Source organism: Bacteroides caecigallinarum (assembly GCF_016901995.1).
GTDB classification, from domain to species: domain Bacteria; phylum Bacteroidota; class Bacteroidia; order Bacteroidales; family Bacteroidaceae; genus Phocaeicola; species Phocaeicola cellulolyticus.
In genome coordinates this window covers 1-22919 of the sequence record NZ_JACJLE010000036.1, presented here as the reverse complement: position 1 = coordinate 22919, position 22919 = coordinate 1, and the positions used below count along the sequence as shown (strand labels likewise).

Sequence of the window (22919 nt, the reverse complement as noted above, 5' to 3'; positions counted from 1 at the left end):
TTATCTTATTTTTGGAGGAATACGTATATGACGGATGAAAAGTTAACTCAGGAACAAGCTGACGAAAAGGTGATAAACGAAGCCTTTGAAGAGCTATTGGACAGATATTTGGAAAGCCGACACAGAAAAAAAGTAGAAATCATTACAAAAGCATTCAATTTTGCCAAACAAGCGCACAAGGGTGTACGCAGACGTTCTGGCGAACCTTACATATTGCACCCTATAGCGGTAGCAAGAATTGCATGCTGCGAAATAGGACTTGGCTCTACCTCAATATGTGCCGCACTGCTGCACGATGTGGTAGAAGATACAGACTATACAGTAGAAGATATTCAGAATCTGTTCGGAGAGAAGATTGCGCTTATCGTTGACGGACTGACAAAAATATCTGGAGGAATCTTCGGAGACAGAGCTTCGGCGCAAGCAGAAAACTTCAAGAAGCTACTTCTTACAATGAATGACGATATCAGAGTAATCCTGATAAAGATTTCAGACCGCCTGCACAATATGCGTACACTGGGATCCATGTTGCCTAGCAAACAATATAAGATTGCAGGGGAAACACTGTATATATATGCTCCGTTGGCCAACAGACTGGGTCTGAACAAGATCAAGACTGAACTTGAAGATCTGAGCTTCAAATACGAACATCCTGAAGCATACGCCCAGATACAGAAAAAGCTGGAAGCCACACAGGCAGAACGAGACACTCTTTTTGAAGAGTTTACGGCCCCGATAAAAGAGCAGCTGAACAATATGGGACTGAAATATAGAATACAGGCAAGAGTAAAATCGCCATATTCTATATGGAACAAAATGCAGACAAAGCACATCACTTTTGAGGAGATATACGATATTCTTGCAGTAAGAATCATTTTTGAACCTGAAAATCCAGATAAGGAAGCAATTGACTGCTTCAACATTTACGTATCCATCTCAAGTATATACAAGCCTCATCCAGACAGATTAAGAGACTGGGTCAGCCATCCTAAAGCTAACGGTTATCAGGCACTCCATGTAACACTGATGAGCAATCAGGGAAGATGGATTGAAGTGCAGATAAGAAGCGAAAGAATGAATGAAATTGCGGAACAGGGATTTGCTGCTCATTGGAAATACAAGGAAGGTGGAATAAGCGAGGATGAAGGCGAATTAGGAAAATGGCTGCACACAATCAAGGAAATATTGGATGATCCGCAACCTGACGCGCTTGATTTCCTTGATACAATAAAACTTAACCTTTTCGCGTCAGAGATATTCGTATTTACGCCTAAGGGTGAAATAAAGACGATGCCACAAAACTGTACGGCTCTTGACTTTGCTTTTTCTATACATACTTTCCTTGGAAGCCACTGTATAGGAGCCAAGGTTAACCACAAGCTTGTACCACTAAGCCATAAACTGCAAAGTGGCGACCAAGTGGAAATACTTACATCAAAATCGCAGAAAGTACAACCGGACTGGGTAAATTTCGCCACTACAGCCAAGGCCAAAGCCAAAATACAGGCAATACTCAGACGTGAACGCAAAGAGACACAGCAGCTTGGCGAGGATATGCTTAATGACTTCCTCAAAAATGCAAAGATTGAAGTCAACGATGAGAACATTACCAAACTGTGTAATCTTCATAAAATAAAATCACCGGATGAGTTGATGATACAAATCGGACAGAAAGTTATTAAGCTGGGCGATAGTGACATTGACGAATTGAAGGAAAAGACAGTCAGCAATGGCTGGAAAAAATTCATTCCTTTCTCATTTGGCGGAGGCAACAAGAACAAGAATGTCCAGAAGGAAACACCTGCGGCAATAAACATTGACAAGAAGAAGATTGTAAAGCTTACTCCTGATACTATACAAAAAAATTACATCATCGCAGATTGCTGCAAGCCAATACCAGGAGATGATGTTTTGGGATATATTGACGACAATAATAGAATTATTATCCATAAACTGCACTGTCCGATTGCAGCGCAACTGAAATCAAGTTTTGGAAATCGTCTGTTGGCCGTACAATGGGAAACAGGAAAGGCTCTCTATTTCCCTGTCAACGTATTTGTAAAAGGTATTGATGGTATAGGAATTCTGAATAAGGTTACAGAGATAATATCACAACAACTTAATGTAAACATACACAAGTTGCATATAGAGTCTAATGATGGTATTTTTGAAGGGCGAATACAATTGTATGTACATGACGTTGACGATGTAAATACAATATGCAATGACCTCAAGAAAATAGAAAATGTAAAAAGAGTAACCCGAATCGAAAATTTTGATGACGACACGACTGATTAAGTCATATAATCAAGCTCCTTACGAATACTGAGGAGCTCTTCTTTTATATCTTTAAGGCGTTCGATAATATCAACATTCCTCACTTCAAGTTCTCTCTCCTGCTTTAACCTCTGTTTAGCACCTGCCAGAGTCATACCTTTTTCCTTTACAAGATGATATACCAGCCTGACATTGTCGATGTCTTCTTTTCTATACTGACGGATATTTCCACCTGCTTTTTTAGGTGCAATAAAAGGGAATTCTTTTTCCCAGTACCTCAATAAAGATTCATTTACACCAAACATTTGTGCAACCTCACTTATTGAGTAATATATCTTCAACTCTTTATCTGTACGCAATGCCATAGAATAACAACTTAGAATCAATCATAAACCTTACCATGATTAGATGCAATTTCTACCATCTTATCATAATCTTCAGCATTCAGATCCATAAAATAATAATTGACAGGATTCATCACTTTTCCTTTCAAATGCACTTCATAATGCAGATGTGGCCCAGTACTCTTTCCTGTACTTCCTACATCACCTATAATTTCTCCCCTGACAACATTCTGACCGTTTTTCACTCTGATTTTACTCAAATGAGCATACTTTGTCACATAGCCAAAGCCATGATCCACAGTGATACAATTTCCATAAAGTCCTTCCCATCCAGCCTTTATTACCTTACCATTACCGGTCACATATACTGGTGTTCCGACATTTGCAGAGAAATCCATACCCTCGTGAAACTTAACTGTTTTATAAATCGGGTCTATACGTGCCCCGTATCCGGAAGCTGTTCTTTTCAAATCCTTATTTGAAACAGGTTGGATTGCAGGAATACATTCAAGCATCTCGTCATGTTTTTTACACATTTCCACAACTTCATCGAACGATTCGGACTGAATATACAACTGTCTGGCAAGAAGATCCATCTTCTTGGAAGTATTGACAACCAGTCTGGAGTTCGCCATATCCATCAATTCTCCATATCTGTTGGTATTTCCGTAACTTGCCAATCTAAGCCTGTCGTTTACCGGATCGGCCTGCATTATAACTCTATATAGATTGTCATCTCTCTGCTGAATCTGCTTCATCACATCAAGCGCCTCGTCAAGTCTTGTGGACAGGATATGATATTGTGCCTGAAGTTGTGAATTCTCCGTTCGCAAACTCTTTTCCGAAGGAGAACCGAAAATGAAGAAAAAGACGAGGAAACTACCTGCTCCCAATCCCATACCTACAAACAAACGCCTCAGATAACTCATTATTCTTTGGCGTAAAGTGGGATAAATACGATCGTACGTTCGTGTTTTGGGGTTGTATATATAATAAACTTTACGCATTACTATTCGTTTTATGAAAAAATAAGATACAATATATCAATATTTTGTACCAAATTTAACGACAAAAATAATAAAACAAGTTATCTTTGCAAATCAATTTTCAGAATATTAACCATCATAGAATATAAATATGTTGACAGCAAATGAAATCCGCGACTCGTTCGTAAAGTTTTTCGAGTCGAAAGGACATCAGATTGTGCCTTCTGCACCAATGGTGATTAAGGACGACCCTACACTGATGTTTACCAATGCAGGTATGAACCAGTTCAAGGACATTATACTGGGAAATCATCCTGCCAAATACAAGCGTGTGACAGACTCGCAGAAATGTCTGCGTGTGAGCGGAAAACATAACGACCTGGAAGAAGTGGGCCACGACACATACCACCACACTATGTTCGAAATGCTGGGTAACTGGTCGTTCGGCGATTATTTCAAGAAAGAAGCTATTTCATGGGCATGGGAGTTCCTGGTTGATGTACTCAAGATTGACCCTAAAAACCTTTATGCAACTGTGTTCGAAGGAAGCCCTGAAGAAGGACTTGAACGCGACAATGAAGCTGCAGGTTACTGGGCACAGTACATGCCGGAAGATCATATCATAAACGGTAACAAGCATGACAACTTCTGGGAAATGGGTGATACAGGACCATGCGGACCTTGCTCGGAAATCCATATCGACCTCCGTACAGACGAAGAACGCGCGGCTGTGCCGGGACGCGAGCTGGTGAACCACGACCATCCTCAGGTAATTGAAATATGGAACCTTGTGTTCATGCAATATAACCGTAAGGCTGACGGCAGTCTTGAACCTCTGCCTGCAAAGGTTATCGACACGGGTATGGGATTCGAACGTCTTTGTATGGCTATGCAGGGAAAACGTTCAAACTATGACACTGACGTGTTCCAGCCAATCATCAAGGTGATAGGCGACATGGCTGGCGTAGCGTACGGAAAAGAAGAAAAGACTGACGTGGCTATGCGTGTCATTGCCGACCACATACGTACTATTGCTTTCTCTATAACTGACGGTCAGTTACCGTCGAACGCAAAAGCGGGTTATGTTATCCGCCGTATCCTGCGCCGTGCTGTGCGCTATGCATATACATTCCTCGGACAGAAGCAGGCATTCATGTATCGCCTTGTCCCTGTATTGGTGGAAAATATGGGTGGTGCTTATCCTGAACTGAAAGCTCAGCAGAACCTGATAGAAAAGGTTATCAAGGAAGAGGAAGAGTCATTCCTTCGTACTCTTGAGACGGGTATCCGCCTGCTTGACAAAACTATGAACGACGCCAAGGCTGCCGGAAAGACTGAAATCAGCGGTGTGGATGCGTTTACTCTGTATGATACATTCGGTTTCCCATTCGACCTTACCGAGCTTATCCTCCGCGAAAACGGACTTACTGCCGATGTGAAAGGTTTCGAGGCTGAGATGGAGAAACAGAAAGCGCGTGCGCGTAACGCTGCTGCTGTAGAGACAGGCGACTGGATTACACTGAAAGAAGGTGAGACTACATTCGTAGGATATGACTATACTGAGTATGAAACTTCAATCCTCCGCTACCGTCAGGTAAAACAGAAAAACCAGACTCTGTATCAGATAGTGCTGAGCGACACTCCTTTCTATGCCGAAAGCGGTGGCCAGGTAGGTGACACAGGTGTATTGGTAAGCGAATTCGAGACTATAGAGATTATCGACACGAAGAAGGAGAACAATCTTCCTATACATATCGCAAAGAAACTGCCTGAACATCCTGAAGCTCCGATGATGGCTTGTGTGGATACTGACAAACGCGACGCCTGTGCCGCAAACCACTCATGTACACACTTGCTTGACGAGGCTTTGCGCGAGGTTCTCGGTACACACGTAGAACAGAAAGGTTCGCTCGTGACTCCGGATTCTTTGCGTTTCGACTTCTCACACTTCCAGAAAGTTACTCCTGAACAGATCCGTGAGGTGGAACATCTGGTTAATGCGAAGATACGCGCGAATGTTCCTCTGACTGAATACCGCAATCTGCCTATCGAGAAGGCTAAGGAACTGGGCGCCATCGCTCTCTTTGGCGAGAAATACGGTGATGAAGTGCGCGTGGTTCAGTTCGGTTCATCAATAGAGTTCTGTGGTGGTACTCATGTATCCGCTACAGGTAAGATTGGTATGGTTAAAATCATTTCCGAAAGTTCTGTAGCTGCCGGTGTACGCCGTATCGAGGCTGTAACTGGTGCCAAGGTAGAGGAAATGCTTGACACTATCCAGGATACACTGGCCGACCTGAAGGCTCTGTTCAACAATGCTCCTGACCTGAAAGCGGCCATCACTAAATATATCGACGAAAATGCCGGTCTGAAAAAGCAGATGGAAGAGTTCATGAAGGAGAAAGAGGCGGCTGTGAAGGCCAAGCTGATAGAGGGCGCAAAGGACGTTGACGGCATGAAGGTGATCAGTACCGTGCTTCCGCTTCCGGCAGACGCTGTGAAGAATCTGGCATTCCAGCTGAAAGGCGAAATGGGCGGCAACCTGTTTGTGGCAATCGGCAGCGCCTACGAAGGCAAGCCTATGCTGACTGTAATGCTTGGCGAAGACCTTGTGAAAGCCGGCATGAATGCGGGTGCCATGGTTCGCGAGGCTGCCAAACTTATTCAGGGCGGTGGCGGCGGTCAGCCTCACTTTGCAACTGCGGGAGGCAAGAACGCTGACGGACTGAATGCTGCTGTTGACAAGTTGCTGGAAATGGCAGGAAGAAAGTAAGTATAGCAGTAAAATATTAAAGAAGATAAAGGAGGTAAAGCCCGGATGTGTGGCTCTACCTCCTTTTATACTTTATCACTGTATCATTTTCATTCCTCTACAACTTTATCACTTTACCTCCTCTGATACTTTACTGCTTTAATATCTTACTCTAATCCTCTTCCACTCTGCTCCACCGGCTTCATCGTCCCGTCAGGATTATAATAAAGCTTATCGACACATACCGAACGGCGTCCTATGGCTCCCTTGTGTCCGTCTATTGTAAGGACGGCATTATGATAGAACAGATACCATTCGCCGTTGAATTCGGCTATTCCCGGGTGGATGGTGAAACTGTTTTCGGCCATGCCTGTCAGTTCGCCGCGATATTTCCATTCAGTGCCCATACTGTCGGCTGTGGCATATGAGATATTCTCGCGTCCGTCGCCCATAGAGGCATAAGTGAGGTAGTATATGCCGTCCTTCTTGTGAAGCCACGGGCCTTCTACATACTGCGGAAGATCAAGGGTCATTATCTCGCCGTCAATCTCCGTCATGTTGTCCTTCAGGCGGGCAAGAAAACATGTACCGTTGCCCCAGCAGAGCCAGGCCGTGCCGTCGTCGTCAATCAGTACCGTAGGGTCGATGTCGTTCCACCAGCCGCGCTCGCCGTTGGAAGTCATGTCGTCGCTCACAAGCGGACGTCCTATGGCATCGGTGAAGGGGCCTGTAGGTGAATCGGCCACTGCCACTCCCACTGCCTTGCCGGTGAAGGGCTCGCCTGCCTGTACGGTGGTGTAATAATAAAACTTGCCATTGTGTTCCACTACCTGCGAAGCCCATGCCTCGCCTACAGCCCACTTGAAGTCGGTGGGGCGGAGCACGGAGCCATGGTCGGTCCATGTCTTCATGTCGGATGTGGAGTAACAGAGCCATTCGGTGATATTGAATTCCTTGCCTCCGGAAGCGGTGTCCTGTCCTTCGTAGAACTCGTCATGACCTACGTACAGATACAGACGGCCGTCATATACCATAGGTGCAGGATCGGCGGTGAACTTGTCGCGTATCAGTGGATTGCCCGTAAAGGTGAATTGTTTTTCGCCTGCCTGCTTTGTGCCGCCACACGAACAGGCAATTATTGCCATAAACATGACAAACAGAGTTTCTGTAAGCTTTTTCATATGATTGTTTTTTAGATTGAACATTAATAGAGTTAGTCAAATTCAAGCCAGTCTGTTTCCGCAAAATTATTGGATATTTAAGTCAGATTGCCGCATGGCTACAAAAAAGACTGCTGCATGGCAGGCCAGTACAGCAGTCTCAGTCTTTATAATCTAACCTAAACAAAACTTATGCTAGAATCCTGGAAGCATATCGGCCGACGGGCATGTGTAGTTGTCTATCGGAAGCTTCACTTTCTTCAGTTTCTTCAGGCTGAAACGCGGTTTCTCTACTCCTGCGGGATATTTCATGTGCGAGAATGTACGGAAATACTCCAGACAGGCGTCCTTCCACCACACGGCATCAGATGCCTGGATATCGAAACGGTGGGCCACTGCGGCATGACGCTCTGCATCGACGTATGGCGACATGTCCTTCCAAGTATCACGGAAACCGCGTGCGGCATCCACTCCTCGCTGATAGTGCAGGCAAAGCTCGTCCCACATGGTGCGGCCCGACTTCATCTCATGCTTCCATGGAACATGATGGAACCACAGAAGGAACTCATCAGGACAACTATCGATGCTGTTGAACACGGCAGCCAGAGAATCAGGGTATTGGGAAACGGCATCGCTGCCATCTGTGGTACGGTCGAAACCAAGACCTTCCTTGTCGGCACGATGATAATAAGTAGGAAGCCAGTCTTGACGGGCACCTTCTATCTCACACCAAGGTTCAGGACCGTAATGGTGTCCCCATGCAAATATATGGTGCAGACCGAGCGGCATCATATAGTCAACTACGGCTTCACGGCTTTGCATCATGACTTCTGTCATAGGACGGACAAAACGGCTGTCAGCAGTAAATGTCTGGGCAAGCCACTCGCGGGCTATCTCTTCCGACGAGAGCGCAGGATTCCATGCCAGACGGCCGAAAGCGTACCAGTTGGACTGTGCAAGATCGTTTCCGCACCAGTTAGTATCATCGCCAATGTTTGTCACTCCGGCGGCGGCCTTCATGTTCGAAGGACTATAGTACGAATAGAACTCTTTCCACATCGGAGCAAGATATGCCAGATGATTGGAATGTCCCAAATACTCCTGAGTCACTTGAAACTCTACCATGAGCTGTGTATGAGGCATGGCGCCGAACAAAGGACTGTACGGCTCGCGAGGCTGGAAATCTATAGGCCCGTTCTTTACCTGGACTATAACATTGTCGAGGAACTTTCCGTCGAGCGGTTTGAACTCAAGATATGCCTGCTTGGCACGGTCGGCATCGCTAGGACTATAGACGAATGCGCGCCACATTACTATTCCTCCGTAAGGTTTCAGTGCGGATGCCAACATATTGGCTCCTTCGGCATGAGTGCGGTGATAATCGCACGGACCGGGCTGTCCTTCTGAATTGGCTTTCACCAGAAATCCTCCGAAATCGGGTATCATTGAGTATATCTCGTGCACTTTCTGCTTCCACCACTCTGCGACATCGCTGTTCAAAGGATCGGCAGTAGCCAGTCCGCCAAGTTTTATAGGTGTGGCAAAATTTACGGACATATAGACCTTGATACCATAAGGACGGAAAATATCTGCCAGAGTCTTAACCTTCTTCAGATTATCAGAAGAAAGGACCTCAGGAGAAGCATTTACATTGTTGAGAACAGTACCGTTAATACCGATAGAGGCATTGGCACGGGCATATTCGGCATATCGTGGAGATACTTTAGCAGGCAGTTCGTCCCATTTCCAGAGAGAACGTCCGGCATATCCGCGCTCTATCGTTCCGTCCGGATTATCCCAGTGATTAAGGATACGGATATCATTCAAAGGCTTCTCCTTGATATCCAGTCGGGAGCAGTCTTCACCACATGCCTGAAGACGGAGAAGATGATAGGCAGCATAAAGGAGTCCGGTTTCCGACATAGAACGCAGCACAGTTGTTCCATTCTCAACATTAATGGTATAACCATCCTTGCCAAAAGCGAAATATTCACTGTCTGCCATGAGCTGCAATGAAACTTTGCCTCCCTTCCAGAATGTCGAGAGTTCATTCTCTGCCAGACGCATGACAGGCGAATCAATGCCTTTATCTATTTGCTTACGTACAGACACTGTGTCGTAACGTAACCACAGACGGCTGCCGTCCTCCGAAAAGGATGGCAGCGCAGTGGCAGAAATAAATAAAACTAATAATATTCGTTTCAGCATGTTAATATTTTTTTTGGTGACTAGAGACCAGTAACTAGAAACTAGTATCTCGAAATAATATCAGTATCTCTGTCCGAACTTGCTTATATCTTCACTTCCTTCAATAGTTTTAATCTTTCCGTTCTCATCATATTCAAGTTCTACCACTTTCAGGCTGCGGAGCCATGTCTTACCGTTTGAAGGAACGCAGTCATGATGGAAGAGATACCATTTGCCCTTATATTCGGCAATAGAATGATGAGTAGTCCATCCGACTACTGGAGTAAGGATCACGCCCTGGTATGTGAACGGTCCGTAAGGATTATCACCGATGGCATAGCAGAGAAGATGGGTATCACCTGTTGAATATGAAAGATAATACTTGCCGTTATACTTGTGCATCCATGAAGCTTCGAAGAAACGGTGAGGATCGCCGGCAGTGAGAGGCTTTCCGTCTTCGCCAAGAATAACTACAGGGCGTGGTTCTTCTGCAAATTCAAGCATATTGTCGGCCAGTTTCACCACGCGGCTAGGCAATGCCGGTTCATCATCTGCAGGGAGGTGAGGATTCTCGATAGCCTTATTGTCACGGTAGCGCTGCAGCTGGCCTCCCCATATACCACCGAAATAGATGTAATGGCTTCCGTCATCATCGCGGAACACTGCCATGTCGATACTGTAGCTTCCGCGGATAGGGTCCGGCTGAGGAATGAAAGGGCCTTCAGGCTTGTCGCTGATGGCTACTCCCATACGGAAAATGTCATTGCGGTCCTTCAGAGGGAAATAAAGATAATACTTTCCGTCTTTGTAAGCCACGTCGCAGTCCCAAAGCTGGCGTCCTGCCCATGGAATATCAGCTACACGGAGAGCTACACCATGGTCGGTAACTTCGCCATGCATCACATCGTCGGTGGAGAGTACATGATAGTCGTTCATGTCGAAATGGTCGCCATTGTCGTTTTCAGGAATTCCTGACTCACGGTCGTGCGACGGATAGATATACAGACGTCCGTTGAACACATGTACTGAAGGGTCTGCCATATAATCGGCAGGGAAAAGGTATCTTTCTTCTTTTTTCATAACAATTCTGTTTTAAGGTTCCGCAATGAGAATGATCTCACCACGGAACACAGGTTATTATAGGATAATAAATATATTTACTTTGTTTCTTTATCTGATTCTGAAATAATCTCTTTCACGAACTCTTTAGGCTGGTAATTACGGTCGAACAGCAGAGCATAGTCTGTACGTCCCGGAACAGGGAAGTTGTTTTTCCATGAATCGCCGTCAGTTACTCCCCATGCAGTGACGCGGATAACGAAATCGGCATGTTTCTCAAATAGGTTGAAGAACTGCATCATTCTGTCGTTCCAAGCCTTGCTTACTGAGTCCGGCAATGCTTCCGGATAAGGATTGAGAGATTTCTTGAATGCCACAGTATCCGAAATGTTTGCGCTCTGACGTGCAGTAGGAAGCGCACTCATATCCCATTCTGTTATCATCACCTTAACGCCTGTAGCGGCAAAGGCAAGCATGCTTTCCTCGAATTCCTTAATGTCAGGATAGTCCATTCCCATATGTCCCTGCATACCCACAGCATCGATGCGCAGTCCGCGTTCCTTGAGCGAGTTCACGAGTTTAACCACTCCGTCGCGTCTGCCTTTTACGTTCATTCCATAATCGTTGTAGTAAAGTTCCACATCAGGATCGGCTTCGTGCGCATACTGGAATGCAAGAGGGATGAATTCCTCGCCAAGGATTTCGTAGAACTTACTCTTACGATATGAACCGTCTTCCACAATAGCCTCGTTCACGACATCCCATCCTTTGATTTTTCCTTTATATCTGGTAACAACAGTTGTGATGTGTTCCTTCATTCTCTGTTTCAGCACTTCAGCCGAAACGGTCTTTCCATTATCGTCGAGGAAGAACCATTCTGGACACTGCGAGTGCCATATCAGACAGTGACCGGTGACAGTCATGCCATTCTCTATACCGAAGTTCACAAACTTGTCTGCTTCCTCAAAGTCATATACACCGTTGGCAGGATGTATCTCTTCCATCTTCATGCAGTTCTCTGCAACTATCGCATTGAAATGCTGTTTCACAATTCTTACAGCCAAGGTGTCAATACCTCCCGACTGACGTACGTTAAGAGCTGTTCCGATAAGGAATTTATCGCCTACAGCATCTTTCAATCCTTTTTCTACAGTTACAGTTGCATTGTTTCCGGCACAAGCAGCCATCATGGCACCGCACACCGATGCGGCAAAAATGTTTTTCAGTTTCATTGTATTTAGGTTTTTGTTGTTAATAATCAGTTATTAGTTGTCAGTTATTAGTAATCGTTTCTACTTCTTCTGACTTTGAGTTCAGCCTGCATCTTCTCGTTATATTCCTTGCTGATAGGATAGAAGAAGAGTGCTATCACTCCGATGAAGAAACATACTGCAGGAATAATGCTTGATGAGAGCACAATGCCGTTCACAGCCGATTCCGACTGGGCAACGCCCGAACCGGACACATATCCGAAGCCTGACAACAGGAAGCCAAGGATGGCACCACCAACACCAAGTCCGGCCTTGAGGGCGAACACTACGCCGGCAAACACAAATCCTGTGGCACGGCGGTAGTTGACATACTCCGAATGGTCTGCCACATCGGCAATCATAGCCCAAAGCAAAGGAACAGTAGGCGCATAAGCCAGACTCTTCAGGAAGTTGAGGACAAACATAAATTCGATATTATCCTTTGCCGGGAAATAGAACATGGCAGTGAATACGGCAGTCAGGGCAAGACATACGATGAAAGTACGTTTCTTGCCATATTTGCCGGCGAGATATTCCGACAGCAAAATCACTCCGAAGAACTGTACCAGCGCTCCCAACATATTGAACACTCCGAAGCCCACCTCATAAGCCTTGTCAGGCGAACTGACTATGAGTCCGAAAGCATTAAGGATATGATAGCCCACAGAATCCGAAGCCTCCGCAGCCACAAGTCCGATTTTGTCGAGGAAGGCATACAGGGCAACAGGATCAACATAATTCTCGAAATAATAGTTCATGGCGCTTCCCCACATGGCCAGAGTGATGAACACAAAGAGTGTGAGCACAAACATGGCACGCCATGGCACACTGCTCAAAACATCCTTGATATCCTGACGGGTGTCATTCTTCTGTCCTGCCGGAGGAGTGATACGTTCCTTGGTAGAGAAGAACACCACGAGCAGGAACGCCAGTCCCACTGCCGCAAAAAGCGATACCGTACACAGCCATCCGTGCGCCTTGTCGGCACCTTCGGAAAACTTGCTCACCAGCGGCAGAGTGAGTCCCTGCACAACAAACTGCGCTATTGTAGAGAACACGAACCTCACCGAAGTGATGCTGGTGCGCTCCTTTATATCAGCCGACATCACACCGCCCAAAGACGAGTAAGGAGTATTGTTGAACGAATACATGGTCATGAGCAGGGTGTAAGAGATAGTGGCATACAGAGCCACGAGCCCCTTGTCCTCGATGCCGGGATTGTAGAACGCCAGCACATAGAACACCATGAAAGGCAACGCCGTCCAAAGCACCCAAGGACGATACTTACCCCAGCGTGTGTTTGTCCTGTCCGAAAGGATTCCCACGGTAGGATCGACAAACGCGTCCGCTATACGCGCCACAAGCATCACCGTACCCGCAATGGCACCTTCCAGCCCGAACACGTCGGTATAAAACTTAGTCTGATAAATCATCATCATCTGGAAGACAAGATTTGCCGAGCAGTCTCCCAGTCCGTAGCCCACCTTCTCGGCCATGGACACTTTTTGATTAAGAATATTCATTTGGTATTAGGATTATTAGTTGTTGGTTTTCAATTATCATTTTCCGGAATTCTCCATTATCACCTTCACCAGCCTTTCCGCAGGAGTTTTCTTGTCCAGAGGATGGATGTCGTTCCATTCGCCCGTATCGCTGTTCTTTATCAGCGTGGCGTTACCGTCTGTTTTCGCGGCCGCAGCCTGCTGTTTTCTCATCTCCGCCCAAGCCTTTCTGCCCGGATCGTCAGGAGCCAGGAAGTCCGCCAGCTCGATGATATAGAAATGCAGATTGTCGCCGAAAGTCCTGCGCCAGTCCTTCATCATGGCACAGAGAAGAGAGGAATACTCATTCCAGCGTCCCACGTTCGATTCGCCCTGATACCACGCCACAGCCTTGAACGTGTAATCACGGAGCGGATATATCATCCCGTTATAGAGCCCCACAGGCATGTTCTGGAACGATGTAGATTGCGGAGATGCAGGCATCTGAGCCCCCATGCGGTGTTTCCATTCCCCCTCCAGGGAAATCTCCTCCCCGCGGCAGATAATCTTGTAAGGCTTCTCCCTGACGAACGACGGCACACCGCCATAGCTCACCAGACGGATGGTAACCTGATTTCTGCCCTCATGCAACAGACCGGCAGGCACCTTATATATACGCGGAGGATACTGATAGCCTGTGCTGCCCACGAAACGGCCGTTCACATACACCGAGTCGGCATCCACCATACAGCCCAGCCTGAGTACAGCCTCGCTGCCCGCCATGTGAGCCGGCACCGTGAAATCCTTCCTCAGCCAGTGCGAGCCCGCAGCCGGTCGTCCGCATCTCAGGGCCCAGCCGCCGGCAAACATATCCACCTTGTCCCATCCGCTGTCGTCCATACCGGCGGCATACCACGGCTCGGTGTCGTGCATACCCGGATCGGCAGCATACAGCTGTCTGCTCCACGAAGCCTGTCTGGCACGTTCCATACGCGATATTCCGTCAGTCAGACTCCTGTCCTCGTACATCGATTTCAGATTTATATATTCCGGAAAGTCCTTCAGTCCTTCCTCGCCTGTCCATGCTTCCACCGGAGTGCCTCCCCAGCTTGCATTCACTATTCCCACAGCCACTCCCGTGCGCTCCTGCATCAGCCTGCCGAAGAAATAGCACAAGGCAGAAAATCCGGGCACATTGTCTTCCGTCATCGCCTTCCACGGCTCGCGTCGGATGCTGTCCGCCGGATGGTCGAAACGCCATGCATACGGTACCTTGAGATATCTCACGCGCGTGTTCTCATATCCGTTCACTTCCTGCGCGAAACGGTCCATAACTCTCGCCACGGTGAGTTCCATGTTAGACTGTCCCGAGCAGAGAAACACATCGCCCACCATAACATCCTTCACTTCCGTGCCGTTCGCCCTCATCACATACGGTCCGCCCGCCTTCATAGGCTCCAGCTTCACCGTCCATCGTCCGTCCGCACCCGCACGCACTTCACACTTCCTGTTCGCCAAGCTGAAGCTGATTTTCTCGCCCGGAGCGGCCCATCCGCCTATGCTGAGCTCACGTCCGCGCTGCAGAACCATACCATCGGATATCAGAGGCGACATCCTGACCTCTGCCACAACATCTGCCGAAAAAGTCCATGCGGCAAGCAGAGCGATAATTACTGAATATAAACTGTGTGTATTCATGATATATCTGGTTTTAAGGCAAAGATACATAAAACCGCGCCCACCCGTATATCCGTATGATACAAAGGGTTTTGGAGAGGTAACATACGCGGGGAGCAATGTAACAAAAACTTTGCCGTATGTTACATTGCGCCCCGAAACGCCATATTTCTATGATATTGCCGACCAGTCAACATTCCTTTTTCTGATTTCCGCCAGATGTCGCCACACCACTGCATTCTCCGGTCCGGTGGCCTGCGGATCGTCGTCGATGATACGTTCGGCCACCTCGCGCACATACTGCAGCAGCTGTCCGTCGCGAGCCAGATTTGCTATCTTCAGGTCGAAAGCCACCCCACTCTGCTGCGTACCCTCGATGTCGCCCGGTCCGCGCAGCTTCAGGTCCGCCTCCGCAATCTCGAAGCCGTCGTTCGTATCCACCATAATCTGAATTCTCTTGCGCGTCTCCTCCGAAAGCTTGTATCCCGTCATCAGGATGCAGTACGACTGGTCCGCTCCTCTGCCTACTCTTCCCCTGAGCTGATGCAGCTGCGAGAGGCCGAAGCGTTCGGCGTTCTCAATCACCATCACCGAGGCATTGGGCACATTCACCCCAACCTCGATCACCGTAGTGGCCACCATAATCTGAGTCTCGCCCTGCACGAAGCGGCGCATCTCCTCATCCTTCTCCGCCGGTTTCATCTTGCCGTGCACACGGCTTATCCTGTACTCCGGAAACACCTCGCACACCGTGGCATATCCGTCCTCAAGATTTCTGATATCCATCTTCTCGCTCTCCTGTATCAGAGGATAGACGATATACGCCTGGCGCCCCATGCGCAACTGCCCGCGCACGAACTCATACATCGAAGCCCTGGTCGAGTCGAAACGGTGAACGGTGGTCACCGGCTTCCTGCCCGGAGGCAGCTCGTCTATCACCGACACATCCAGGTCGCCGTAAAGCGTCATTGCCAGCGTGCGCGGAATGGGCGTGGCAGTCATCACCAGCACATGGGGCAACACCTTGTTCTTCGCCCACAGCCTTGCCCTCTGCTCCACTCCGAAGCGGTGCTGCTCGTCGATAATCACCAGCCCCAGCGACGCAAAGCCCACAGTATCCTCTATCACGGCATGCGTACCCACCAGGATATTCACCGTGCCGGCCATAAGATCCCTCAATATTGTCTCTCTTTTCTTCCCCTTTACCGAGCCCGTCAGCAGCTCCACCCTGACACTCATCCCGTCAAGAAAACGGCACAGCGTCTCGTAGTGCTGCGACGCCAGAATCTCCGTGGGCGCCATCATGCACGCCTGGCAACCGTTGTCCGTAGCTATGAGCATGGCCATCAGTGCGACAAGCGTCTTTCCGCTGCCCACATCGCCCTGCAGCAGGCGGTTCATCTGCCGTCCGCTGCCCATGTCGCGCCGCATCTCGCGCACCACCCTTTTCTGCGCCCCCGTAAGGCTGAAAGGCAGATACTCCGAATAAAAAGTATTGAAATTCTCGCCCACCCTGCCGAACACTATTCCGCCGAAACGGTTCCTCCTCTCGCGCGAGAAGCGCAGGATGTTAAGCTGTATATAGAACAGTTCCTCAAACTTCAGCCTGTATTGCGCCCGCCTGAGCACCTCCGGATTTCGCGGGAAATGCACATTGCGCAGCGCCTCCATAAGAGGCATAAGGCCATTGGCCGAAATAATCCCCCCGCTCAGAGTCTCCTCCACCGCATCGTCGCCAATCACCGCGAAAAGGTTCGCCACCAGCTTCTCTATTGCGCCCGACGAAATGTTCATCCTCTTCATCCTCTCCGTAGTGTTGTAATACGGCCTCAGGCCCATGGCAGAAAGCGTCACACCGTCGGCACTGTCTATATCCGGATGAGCGATGTTCACCCTCCCTCCGAACACGGTAGGCTTGCCGAACACGATATACTCCTCCCTGCACCTGTACTTTCCGCTGACGAACTTTATCCCCTGAAACCACACCAGATCCGCCACCCCCGTGCCGTCCGAGAAATGCGCCACCAGACGCCTCTGCCTTCCCTCGCCGAAAGTCTCGAAACTCAGAATCTGCCCCTTGAGCTGTATGTAGGGCATCGTGCCGTCTATTTCCGATATGCGGTATATGCGGCTCCTATCCACATACTTGTACGGGAAATGATACAGCAAGTCCCTGAAGGAACGGATTCCCAGCTCCTTCTCCAGAATTTCAGCCCTGTGCGGTCCCACACCCGGGAGAAACTTGATGTCGCGCGATGACAAGTCGATAATTTGGCCGGATGACAAGATTTCTATTCAGATTTATACATTTATTCCCAGACACGGCTTCGGCACAATGCTTCCGCCACAATCAGATCAAAAGGCGTGGTGATTTTTATATTCTCCCTGTTTCCTTCCGCCAGCTCCACACTTATGCCCGCAGCTTCCACCACAGAAGCATCGTCGGTGAAGTCCTCGCTGTAGCCGCAGGCATACGCCTCCTTCAGCATGCGTGCCGGAAACACCTGCGGAGTCTGCACCAGCCTGTACTCTCCGCGCGGCACGGCGGCACTCCTTCCGTCCGGCCCCATCCTGCGCACCGAGTCCACCACCCCCGTAACAGGCACCACGGCCCGTCCGGCGGCAGCCATCGCGAAACAGCGGCGTATCACATCGTGCTTCACGAACGGACGCACACCGTCGTGAACAGCCACCACCGCATCATCATCGTCCACCAGCATGAGGCCGTTGCGCACGGAGTGAAACCTCGTCTCGCCCCCGTCGGCAATGCGGTGCGGCACCCTGAAGCCATATTCCCCGCACAGCCTGCGCCAGTACTCCTGATGGTCGCGCGGCAGAACCAGCACAATGTCCGCCGGCATCCCGCAAGTGGCGAAGTTCTCCAGCGTGCGCATCAGCACAGGCCTGCCGGCAAGGGGAATGAACTGCTTGGGCAGGTCGGCCCCCATACGCAGGCCCTTCCCCCCTGCCACTATAATGACATAGCGCTTCATCATGCGTAGAGCATACCTTTTCTCACCTCGGCAGCCTTTTCGCTACCGGCCAGCTTTTCAAGGATGGCAAATCCGAACTCCGCTGCTGCAGCCGGACCTTTGCCAAGGATGAAATTATCCACACATTCCACCAAGGCTCCCGTATATTCGGCCCCGTCAAGATACTTGTCGAAACCCGGATAGCAGGTAGCCTTCTTTCCTCTGAGCAGGCCACGCTTGCCATAAACCATAGGAGCGGCACAGATGGCAGCCAGAGGCTTGCCTGCAGAGGCAAAATCCATAATCAGCCTGTCAAGCTGCTCCGATGCGTCAAGATTTGTAGCTCCGGGAAGCCCTCCCGGCAGGATAATCATCTGAACATCGGCAGCAGAGATTTCATTTATCACTGCGTCTGCCACTATCTGAACTCCATGCGAACTTTTCACTACTTTATCTGATGACACAGAAACTGTAATGGCATCCACTCCACCGCGGCGTAATATATCCAACGGCAACAAGGCTTCGGATTCCTCGAATCCCTCAGCCAAAAAAATCATTGGTCTCATGATATTCAATTAATTCAATTAAAAATTAAGAATTAAGAATTAAAAATGATATTCAATTAAAAATTAAAAGTCAATGAAGTTAACTGAAAGTCAAGAATAAGCAGACGACTTCATTATCAGCTTCGCAGACCGTTGGTTAATTATTAATTTTTCATTATTAATTATTAATTCCCTTCATCTAAGTCTGAAATAATACGTTATAGTACCACTTTGATTGTCCGGTCCTTCCACAGCGTTGAAACGCGCTTTTTTCGCCGCATCCTCGGCAGCCTTTCTCAATGCAGGGTTAACCGTATTCGTACGCTTGTTTATGCTTGTGCTTATCACCTGTCCTGCCGGGTTCACCACTATTGTCACCACCACGCGGCCCTCTTCCTGCACATTATATACCGGCACCGGCAGGCCACCCTGTCCCAGGCTACGTCCGTTCAGGTCGAAAGTACCATATCCTCCCATACCCGCCGTGCCGCCTGTCGTGCTGTTTCCGTCCGGTCTGCCTTGCACTCCCGTACCCGATGCAGCCGTTCCCTTACTGCCCATCTGTGCTCCCTTTCCGAAAGCTCCGGCAATTTTGCTGGCAGCAGCCTGGGCAGCAGCTTTCTCAGCCTCGACACGTTTCTCAGCCTCAGTTTTTTCCTTTACCGCTTCAGGCTTTTCTTCTGTTTTCTTCTCGGGAGTATCTTTTTTCCTGGTTTCAGTCTTTTTCTTTTCTTTCGGCTTCTCTTCCTTCACCTTCAGCGATGGTTCATCCTGTTGTGTTATCATAGGCTGTTTCACCTCCGGCCGCGGTTCCGGCACACTCGGAGTTTCAGGCTGTGGCTCGCTGACAACATCCACTTCGGTCATAGTATAAGGATCCGAGCTTCCTTGTGCCAGGTCGGTATTTCCCATCATAACAGGCACACCTCCCTCTTCCTGCTTTTCCGGCACAGCCAGACGGAGCAAGACCAGCAACACAACTACAAGCACATGTACAGCCAGTGTTCCTATAATTCCTGTCAGTTTGCTTCTTTTCATTTTTTATCCGGCCTACGTGTGGCCAACACCATTTTAAAATGATTTTCGTTTGCAATATTCAATATGCGCACAATCTCCCTGTAAGGGACAGACTCGTCGGCATAAAGCGCCACATACATTTCAGGCTCCCTGGCGGCACAGTCCTGCAGAAAACCTGTCACCTCGTCTATAAACAGAGGCATCTCGTCCTCATTGCCGAAAGCCCCGTAATAATTCAAGTTCTTGTCAATGATAATTCTTGCCATAGGCTTTGCCGATGTCTGCTGTGATCCCTGAGGGAGCAGCACCTTTATGGCATTTGGCGAAACCATGGTAGAAGTAATCATAAAAAATATCAGCAGCAAGAATATCAGGTCCGTCATCGACGACATGCTGAATTCCGGCGATATCCTTTGTCTTCTTTTCAGCGCCATGATATTATTTTTCGTTAGGTTCGTTCAACAAATCCATAAAAGCCATAGTGCGTGCCTCCATCTGGCTCACCACCTTGTCTATCCTATAGACCAGATGATTATAGGCAAACATCGTCACGATACCAACCACCAGACCACCCACCGTGGTTATCATAGCCTCGTAAATACCACTCGACAAAAGTGTAATGTCAATGTTATTACCCGCATTTGCCATATTCCAGAATGCCTGTACCATACCGGTGACGGTTCCAAGGAATCCCAACATCGGAGCACCACTGGAGATGGTGGCCATTATGGAGAGTCCGTTCTCCAGCTTTGCCACCTCAATATTTCCCGTATTCTCGATAGCAGCCTGCACGTCTGCCACAGGGTGCCCCATACGCGTAATACCTTTTTCAATCATCCTCGCAGCCGGAGTATTCGCTATGCGGCAATAGTTGATGGCCGATTTCACCTCACCCGTGCGTATATAGTCGCGTATCCTGTCCATAAACAGAGGATCTTCCTTTGCCGCACGGCTTATGGTGAAAGCACGTTCGAAGAAGATATAAAATGCTATGACCGACATCAGAGCCAGTACAGCCATTATCCATCCGCCCTTCAGGGCCATATCCCAAAGATTCATTTGCGGTTCGCCATCTACCACCGGAGTCAGAACCGGATTGGCACCCGCCATTGTGTCGGCAGCCATCTGTGCAGCTGCCATTAAAGTCATTGTAATCATAATTTAACGAAGGCAGTTTTTATATTCTTCAATAGTTTTCTTCAATCCCAGATACAGGGCATCGCACACCAAAGCATGACCTATCGACACTTCATCCAGCCATGGAATGTTCTTGTGAAAATACTCCAGGTTTTCCAGGCTCAGGTCGTGTCCGGCATTAAGCCCCATTCCCAGCCTGCGAACAGCCATGGCAGCTTCCACAAAAGGAGCTACAGCTTCTTCACGATTCTTTTTGTAACCCGACGCATAAGGCTCAGTGTATAGCTCCACTCTGTCTGCTCCGGCACGCGCGGCATATTCTATCATCTCAATATCTGTCCCCACGAAAATGGAAGTTCTGATTCCTGCTTCGCCAAACCTGTCCATCAAATCAGACAAGAAATCCAGATTGGCTTTTGTATCCCAGCCTGAATTCGATGTTATTTGGTCGGGAGCATCTGGCACGAGCGTCACCTGGTGAGGTTTAACTTTCAGAACCAAGTCTATAAAATCGTCCGAAGGATATCCTTCAATGTTAAACTCGGTTCTAAGCAACGGACGCAATGCATATACGTCGCTACGCCTGATATGACGTTCGTCAGGACGGGGATGTACAGTAATTCCTTCGGCACCGAATGCCTCACAATCCATTGCAACTTTCTCTACATCAGGGTTATTACCTCCACGGGCATTACGTAAAGTAGCAATCTTGTTTATATTAACACTTAGTTTGGTCATAATGAATGATTTTTATATCTTTGCATATCAGAATGCAAAGTTAGCAGGTTTTATTATAAACCAACTAACATACAGGTTAAAAAAGATTGATAATAAGCTACACTCTATGCAAAAAGAAATGAGATTTGCTATTTTCGGGAATACATATCAAGAGCACAAATCAGCGCATGTTGCTCATTTACTTAGTATTCTGAGAAAGAAGAATGCAAATATATGCATAAGCCATGAATTCTACGAATTTCTAAGAATACACACACAAACAGATTTAAGCGGTCTGGAAATATTCGACGGTAATAATTTCACTGCAGACATGGCTTTAAGCATAGGAGGTGATGGTACCTTCCTGAAAGCAGCAAGTCGCGTTGGGGAAAAAGAAATTCCTATATTGGGAATAAATACAGGACGTTTAGGATTTTTAGCTGCTATCTCACCGGATGAAATGGAAGAAACATTTGACGAAATATATCAAGGGAAATTCATAGCAGAACCTAGGAGAGTCTTAAAACTGACATGCGAAAACAATATTCTTAAAGGAAATCCATATGCTCTTAATGAAGTAGCGGTATTGAAAAGAGACAGTTCATCAATGATTACCATTAAGGCATATGTAAATAATGAATTACTTAATATATACCAGGCTGACGGTCTGATTGTGGCAACACCTACTGGTTCTACAGGATATTCATTAAGTGTAGGAGGTCCTATAATGGTACCACAAAGTGGAACTCTCTGCATAACACCAGTAGCTCCACATAGTTTGAATGTCAGACCAATTGTCCTACGCGATGATTGGGAAATAAAACTTGAAGTAGGAAGTCGCAGTCATAACTTTCTTATATCTTTAGATGGAAGAAGTGAAAGTTGTCATGAAGAAGCAATACTTATAATAAAAAGAGCTAGCCACTTTATAAAGATAGTAAAACGCTACAACCATACTTTTTTCAATACACTAAGAGAAAAAATGATGTGGGGAGCAGATAGTAGAATCTAATAATCAGATATTCCATATATACAAAATAGCATGTGAAATTATTTAGATGTTTCATATGCTATTTTTATTGGTGCAAATTCCATACGTTTATCCTTGTTCAATTTCAAGATCAGAAATCTAGAATTCCTCAGGTTTTTACGTTGATCCGTTTTTACGTTGATCCGTTTTTACGTTGATTCGCAACATCCGTGCAGAGAAAATCTAAAGCGTATAAACGCAAAAAATCCCCGAAGTATTTCTACCTCGAGGATCTCTCATATAAGACGGCGACTACCTACTCTCCCACAATATGCAGTACCATCGGCGTGACGAAGCTTAACTTCTCTGTTCGGAATGGGAAGAGGTG

General features: G+C 47.6%; 18 protein-coding genes and 1 rRNA gene. 3 read left to right on the top strand and 16 right to left on the bottom strand.

Translation table 11 applies throughout. The features are described 5' to 3' along the window. Positions 1 to 27 precede the first annotated feature (27 nt). Positions 28 to 2298 (top strand): RelA/SpoT family protein, encoded by a 2271-nt coding sequence (locus tag H6A61_RS10130; protein ID WP_204393340.1) that lies wholly within the window; start codon positions 28 to 30, stop codon positions 2296 to 2298. Here H6A61_RS10130 and H6A61_RS10125 read toward each other — a convergent pair. Continuing rightward, positions 2295 to 2642 (bottom strand): MerR family transcriptional regulator, encoded by a 348-nt coding sequence (locus H6A61_RS10125; protein WP_154044480.1) that lies wholly within the window; start codon positions 2640 to 2642, stop codon positions 2295 to 2297. The genes H6A61_RS10130 and H6A61_RS10125 overlap by 4 nt on opposite strands. A 17-nt stretch (positions 2643 to 2659) precedes the next feature. Beyond that, the gene (locus H6A61_RS10120; RefSeq protein ID WP_204393338.1) at positions 2660 to 3628 is read right to left on the bottom strand and encodes a M23 family metallopeptidase; all 969 of its coding nucleotides are present in this window, start codon (positions 3626 to 3628) and stop codon (positions 2660 to 2662) included. A 130-nt stretch (positions 3629 to 3758) separates the two neighbouring features. On the opposite strand from H6A61_RS10120, the gene alaS reads away from it, so the two are divergent. After that, positions 3759 to 6380, top strand: a complete 2622-nt coding sequence (alaS, locus tag H6A61_RS10115; protein ID WP_204393336.1) for an alanine--tRNA ligase — start codon at positions 3759 to 3761, stop codon at positions 6378 to 6380. Positions 6381 to 6526: 146 nt separating this feature from the next. Here alaS and H6A61_RS10110 read toward each other — a convergent pair whose 3' ends face one another. The 13 genes from H6A61_RS10110 to H6A61_RS10050 form a co-directional block, all read right to left on the bottom strand. Next, positions 6527 to 7510 (bottom strand): glycoside hydrolase family 43 protein, encoded by a 984-nt coding sequence (locus H6A61_RS10110; RefSeq protein ID WP_204393371.1) that lies wholly within the window; start codon positions 7508 to 7510, stop codon positions 6527 to 6529. A gap of 204 nt (positions 7511 to 7714) precedes the next feature. Continuing rightward, positions 7715 to 9727: an alpha-glucuronidase gene (locus tag H6A61_RS10105; protein ID WP_204393334.1), complete on the bottom strand. Its 2013-nt coding sequence runs from the start codon at positions 9725 to 9727 to the stop codon at positions 7715 to 7717. A 60-nt stretch (positions 9728 to 9787) separates the two neighbouring features. Continuing rightward, positions 9788 to 10786, bottom strand: coding sequence for a glycoside hydrolase family 43 protein (locus H6A61_RS10100; RefSeq protein WP_204393332.1), 999 nt, complete (start codon positions 10784 to 10786; stop codon positions 9788 to 9790). A 77-nt stretch (positions 10787 to 10863) separates the two neighbouring features. After that, on the bottom strand, positions 10864 to 11997 hold the full coding sequence (locus H6A61_RS10095) for an endo-1,4-beta-xylanase (RefSeq protein WP_154044475.1): 1134 nt from the start codon (positions 11995 to 11997) through the stop codon (positions 10864 to 10866). A gap of 47 nt (positions 11998 to 12044) precedes the next feature. Beyond that, the gene (locus H6A61_RS10090; protein WP_154044474.1) at positions 12045 to 13538 is read right to left on the bottom strand and encodes an MFS transporter; all 1494 of its coding nucleotides are present in this window, start codon (positions 13536 to 13538) and stop codon (positions 12045 to 12047) included. A 36-nt stretch (positions 13539 to 13574) separates the two neighbouring features. Next, the gene (locus tag H6A61_RS10085; protein WP_239469180.1) at positions 13575 to 15194 is read right to left on the bottom strand and encodes a sialate O-acetylesterase; all 1620 of its coding nucleotides are present in this window, start codon (positions 15192 to 15194) and stop codon (positions 13575 to 13577) included. 150 nt (positions 15195 to 15344) lie between these two features. Then, entirely contained in the window at positions 15345 to 17444 is a 2100-nt protein-coding gene (gene recG / locus H6A61_RS10080; protein ID WP_204393367.1) for an ATP-dependent DNA helicase RecG, read from the bottom strand. A gap of 38 nt (positions 17445 to 17482) precedes the next feature. Beyond that, entirely contained in the window at positions 17483 to 18166 is a 684-nt protein-coding gene (locus H6A61_RS10075) for a 2-C-methyl-D-erythritol 4-phosphate cytidylyltransferase (protein ID WP_204393365.1), read from the bottom strand. Further along, the gene (locus H6A61_RS10070; protein WP_154044473.1) at positions 18166 to 18711 is read right to left on the bottom strand and encodes a DJ-1 family glyoxalase III; all 546 of its coding nucleotides are present in this window, start codon (positions 18709 to 18711) and stop codon (positions 18166 to 18168) included. The genes H6A61_RS10075 and H6A61_RS10070 overlap by 1 nt, the downstream gene beginning before the upstream one ends. A gap of 174 nt (positions 18712 to 18885) precedes the next feature. Next, positions 18886 to 19728, bottom strand: a complete 843-nt coding sequence (locus H6A61_RS10065) for a TonB family protein (protein WP_204393330.1) — start codon at positions 19726 to 19728, stop codon at positions 18886 to 18888. Continuing rightward, positions 19725 to 20141: an ExbD/TolR family protein gene (locus H6A61_RS10060; RefSeq protein ID WP_154044471.1), complete on the bottom strand. Its 417-nt coding sequence runs from the start codon at positions 20139 to 20141 to the stop codon at positions 19725 to 19727. The genes H6A61_RS10065 and H6A61_RS10060 overlap by 4 nt, the downstream gene beginning before the upstream one ends. Positions 20142 to 20145: 4 nt before the next feature. Further along, positions 20146 to 20865, bottom strand: coding sequence for a MotA/TolQ/ExbB proton channel family protein (locus H6A61_RS10055; protein WP_154044470.1), 720 nt, complete (start codon positions 20863 to 20865; stop codon positions 20146 to 20148). A gap of 3 nt (positions 20866 to 20868) precedes the next feature. Then, positions 20869 to 21582, bottom strand: a complete 714-nt coding sequence (locus H6A61_RS10050) for a pyridoxine 5'-phosphate synthase (RefSeq protein ID WP_154044469.1) — start codon at positions 21580 to 21582, stop codon at positions 20869 to 20871. Between the two features lie 106 nt (positions 21583 to 21688). Between H6A61_RS10050 and H6A61_RS10045 the strand changes: the two genes are divergently transcribed. Further along, a complete protein-coding gene (locus H6A61_RS10045) occupies positions 21689 to 22573 on the top strand; it encodes an NAD kinase (protein ID WP_204393328.1) in 885 nt (294 codons plus the stop codon). A gap of 261 nt (positions 22574 to 22834) precedes the next feature. Here the strand turns inward: H6A61_RS10045 and rrf are convergent. Continuing rightward, positions 22835 to 22919 (bottom strand): 5S ribosomal RNA (rrf, locus tag H6A61_RS10040); the annotation flags it as partial.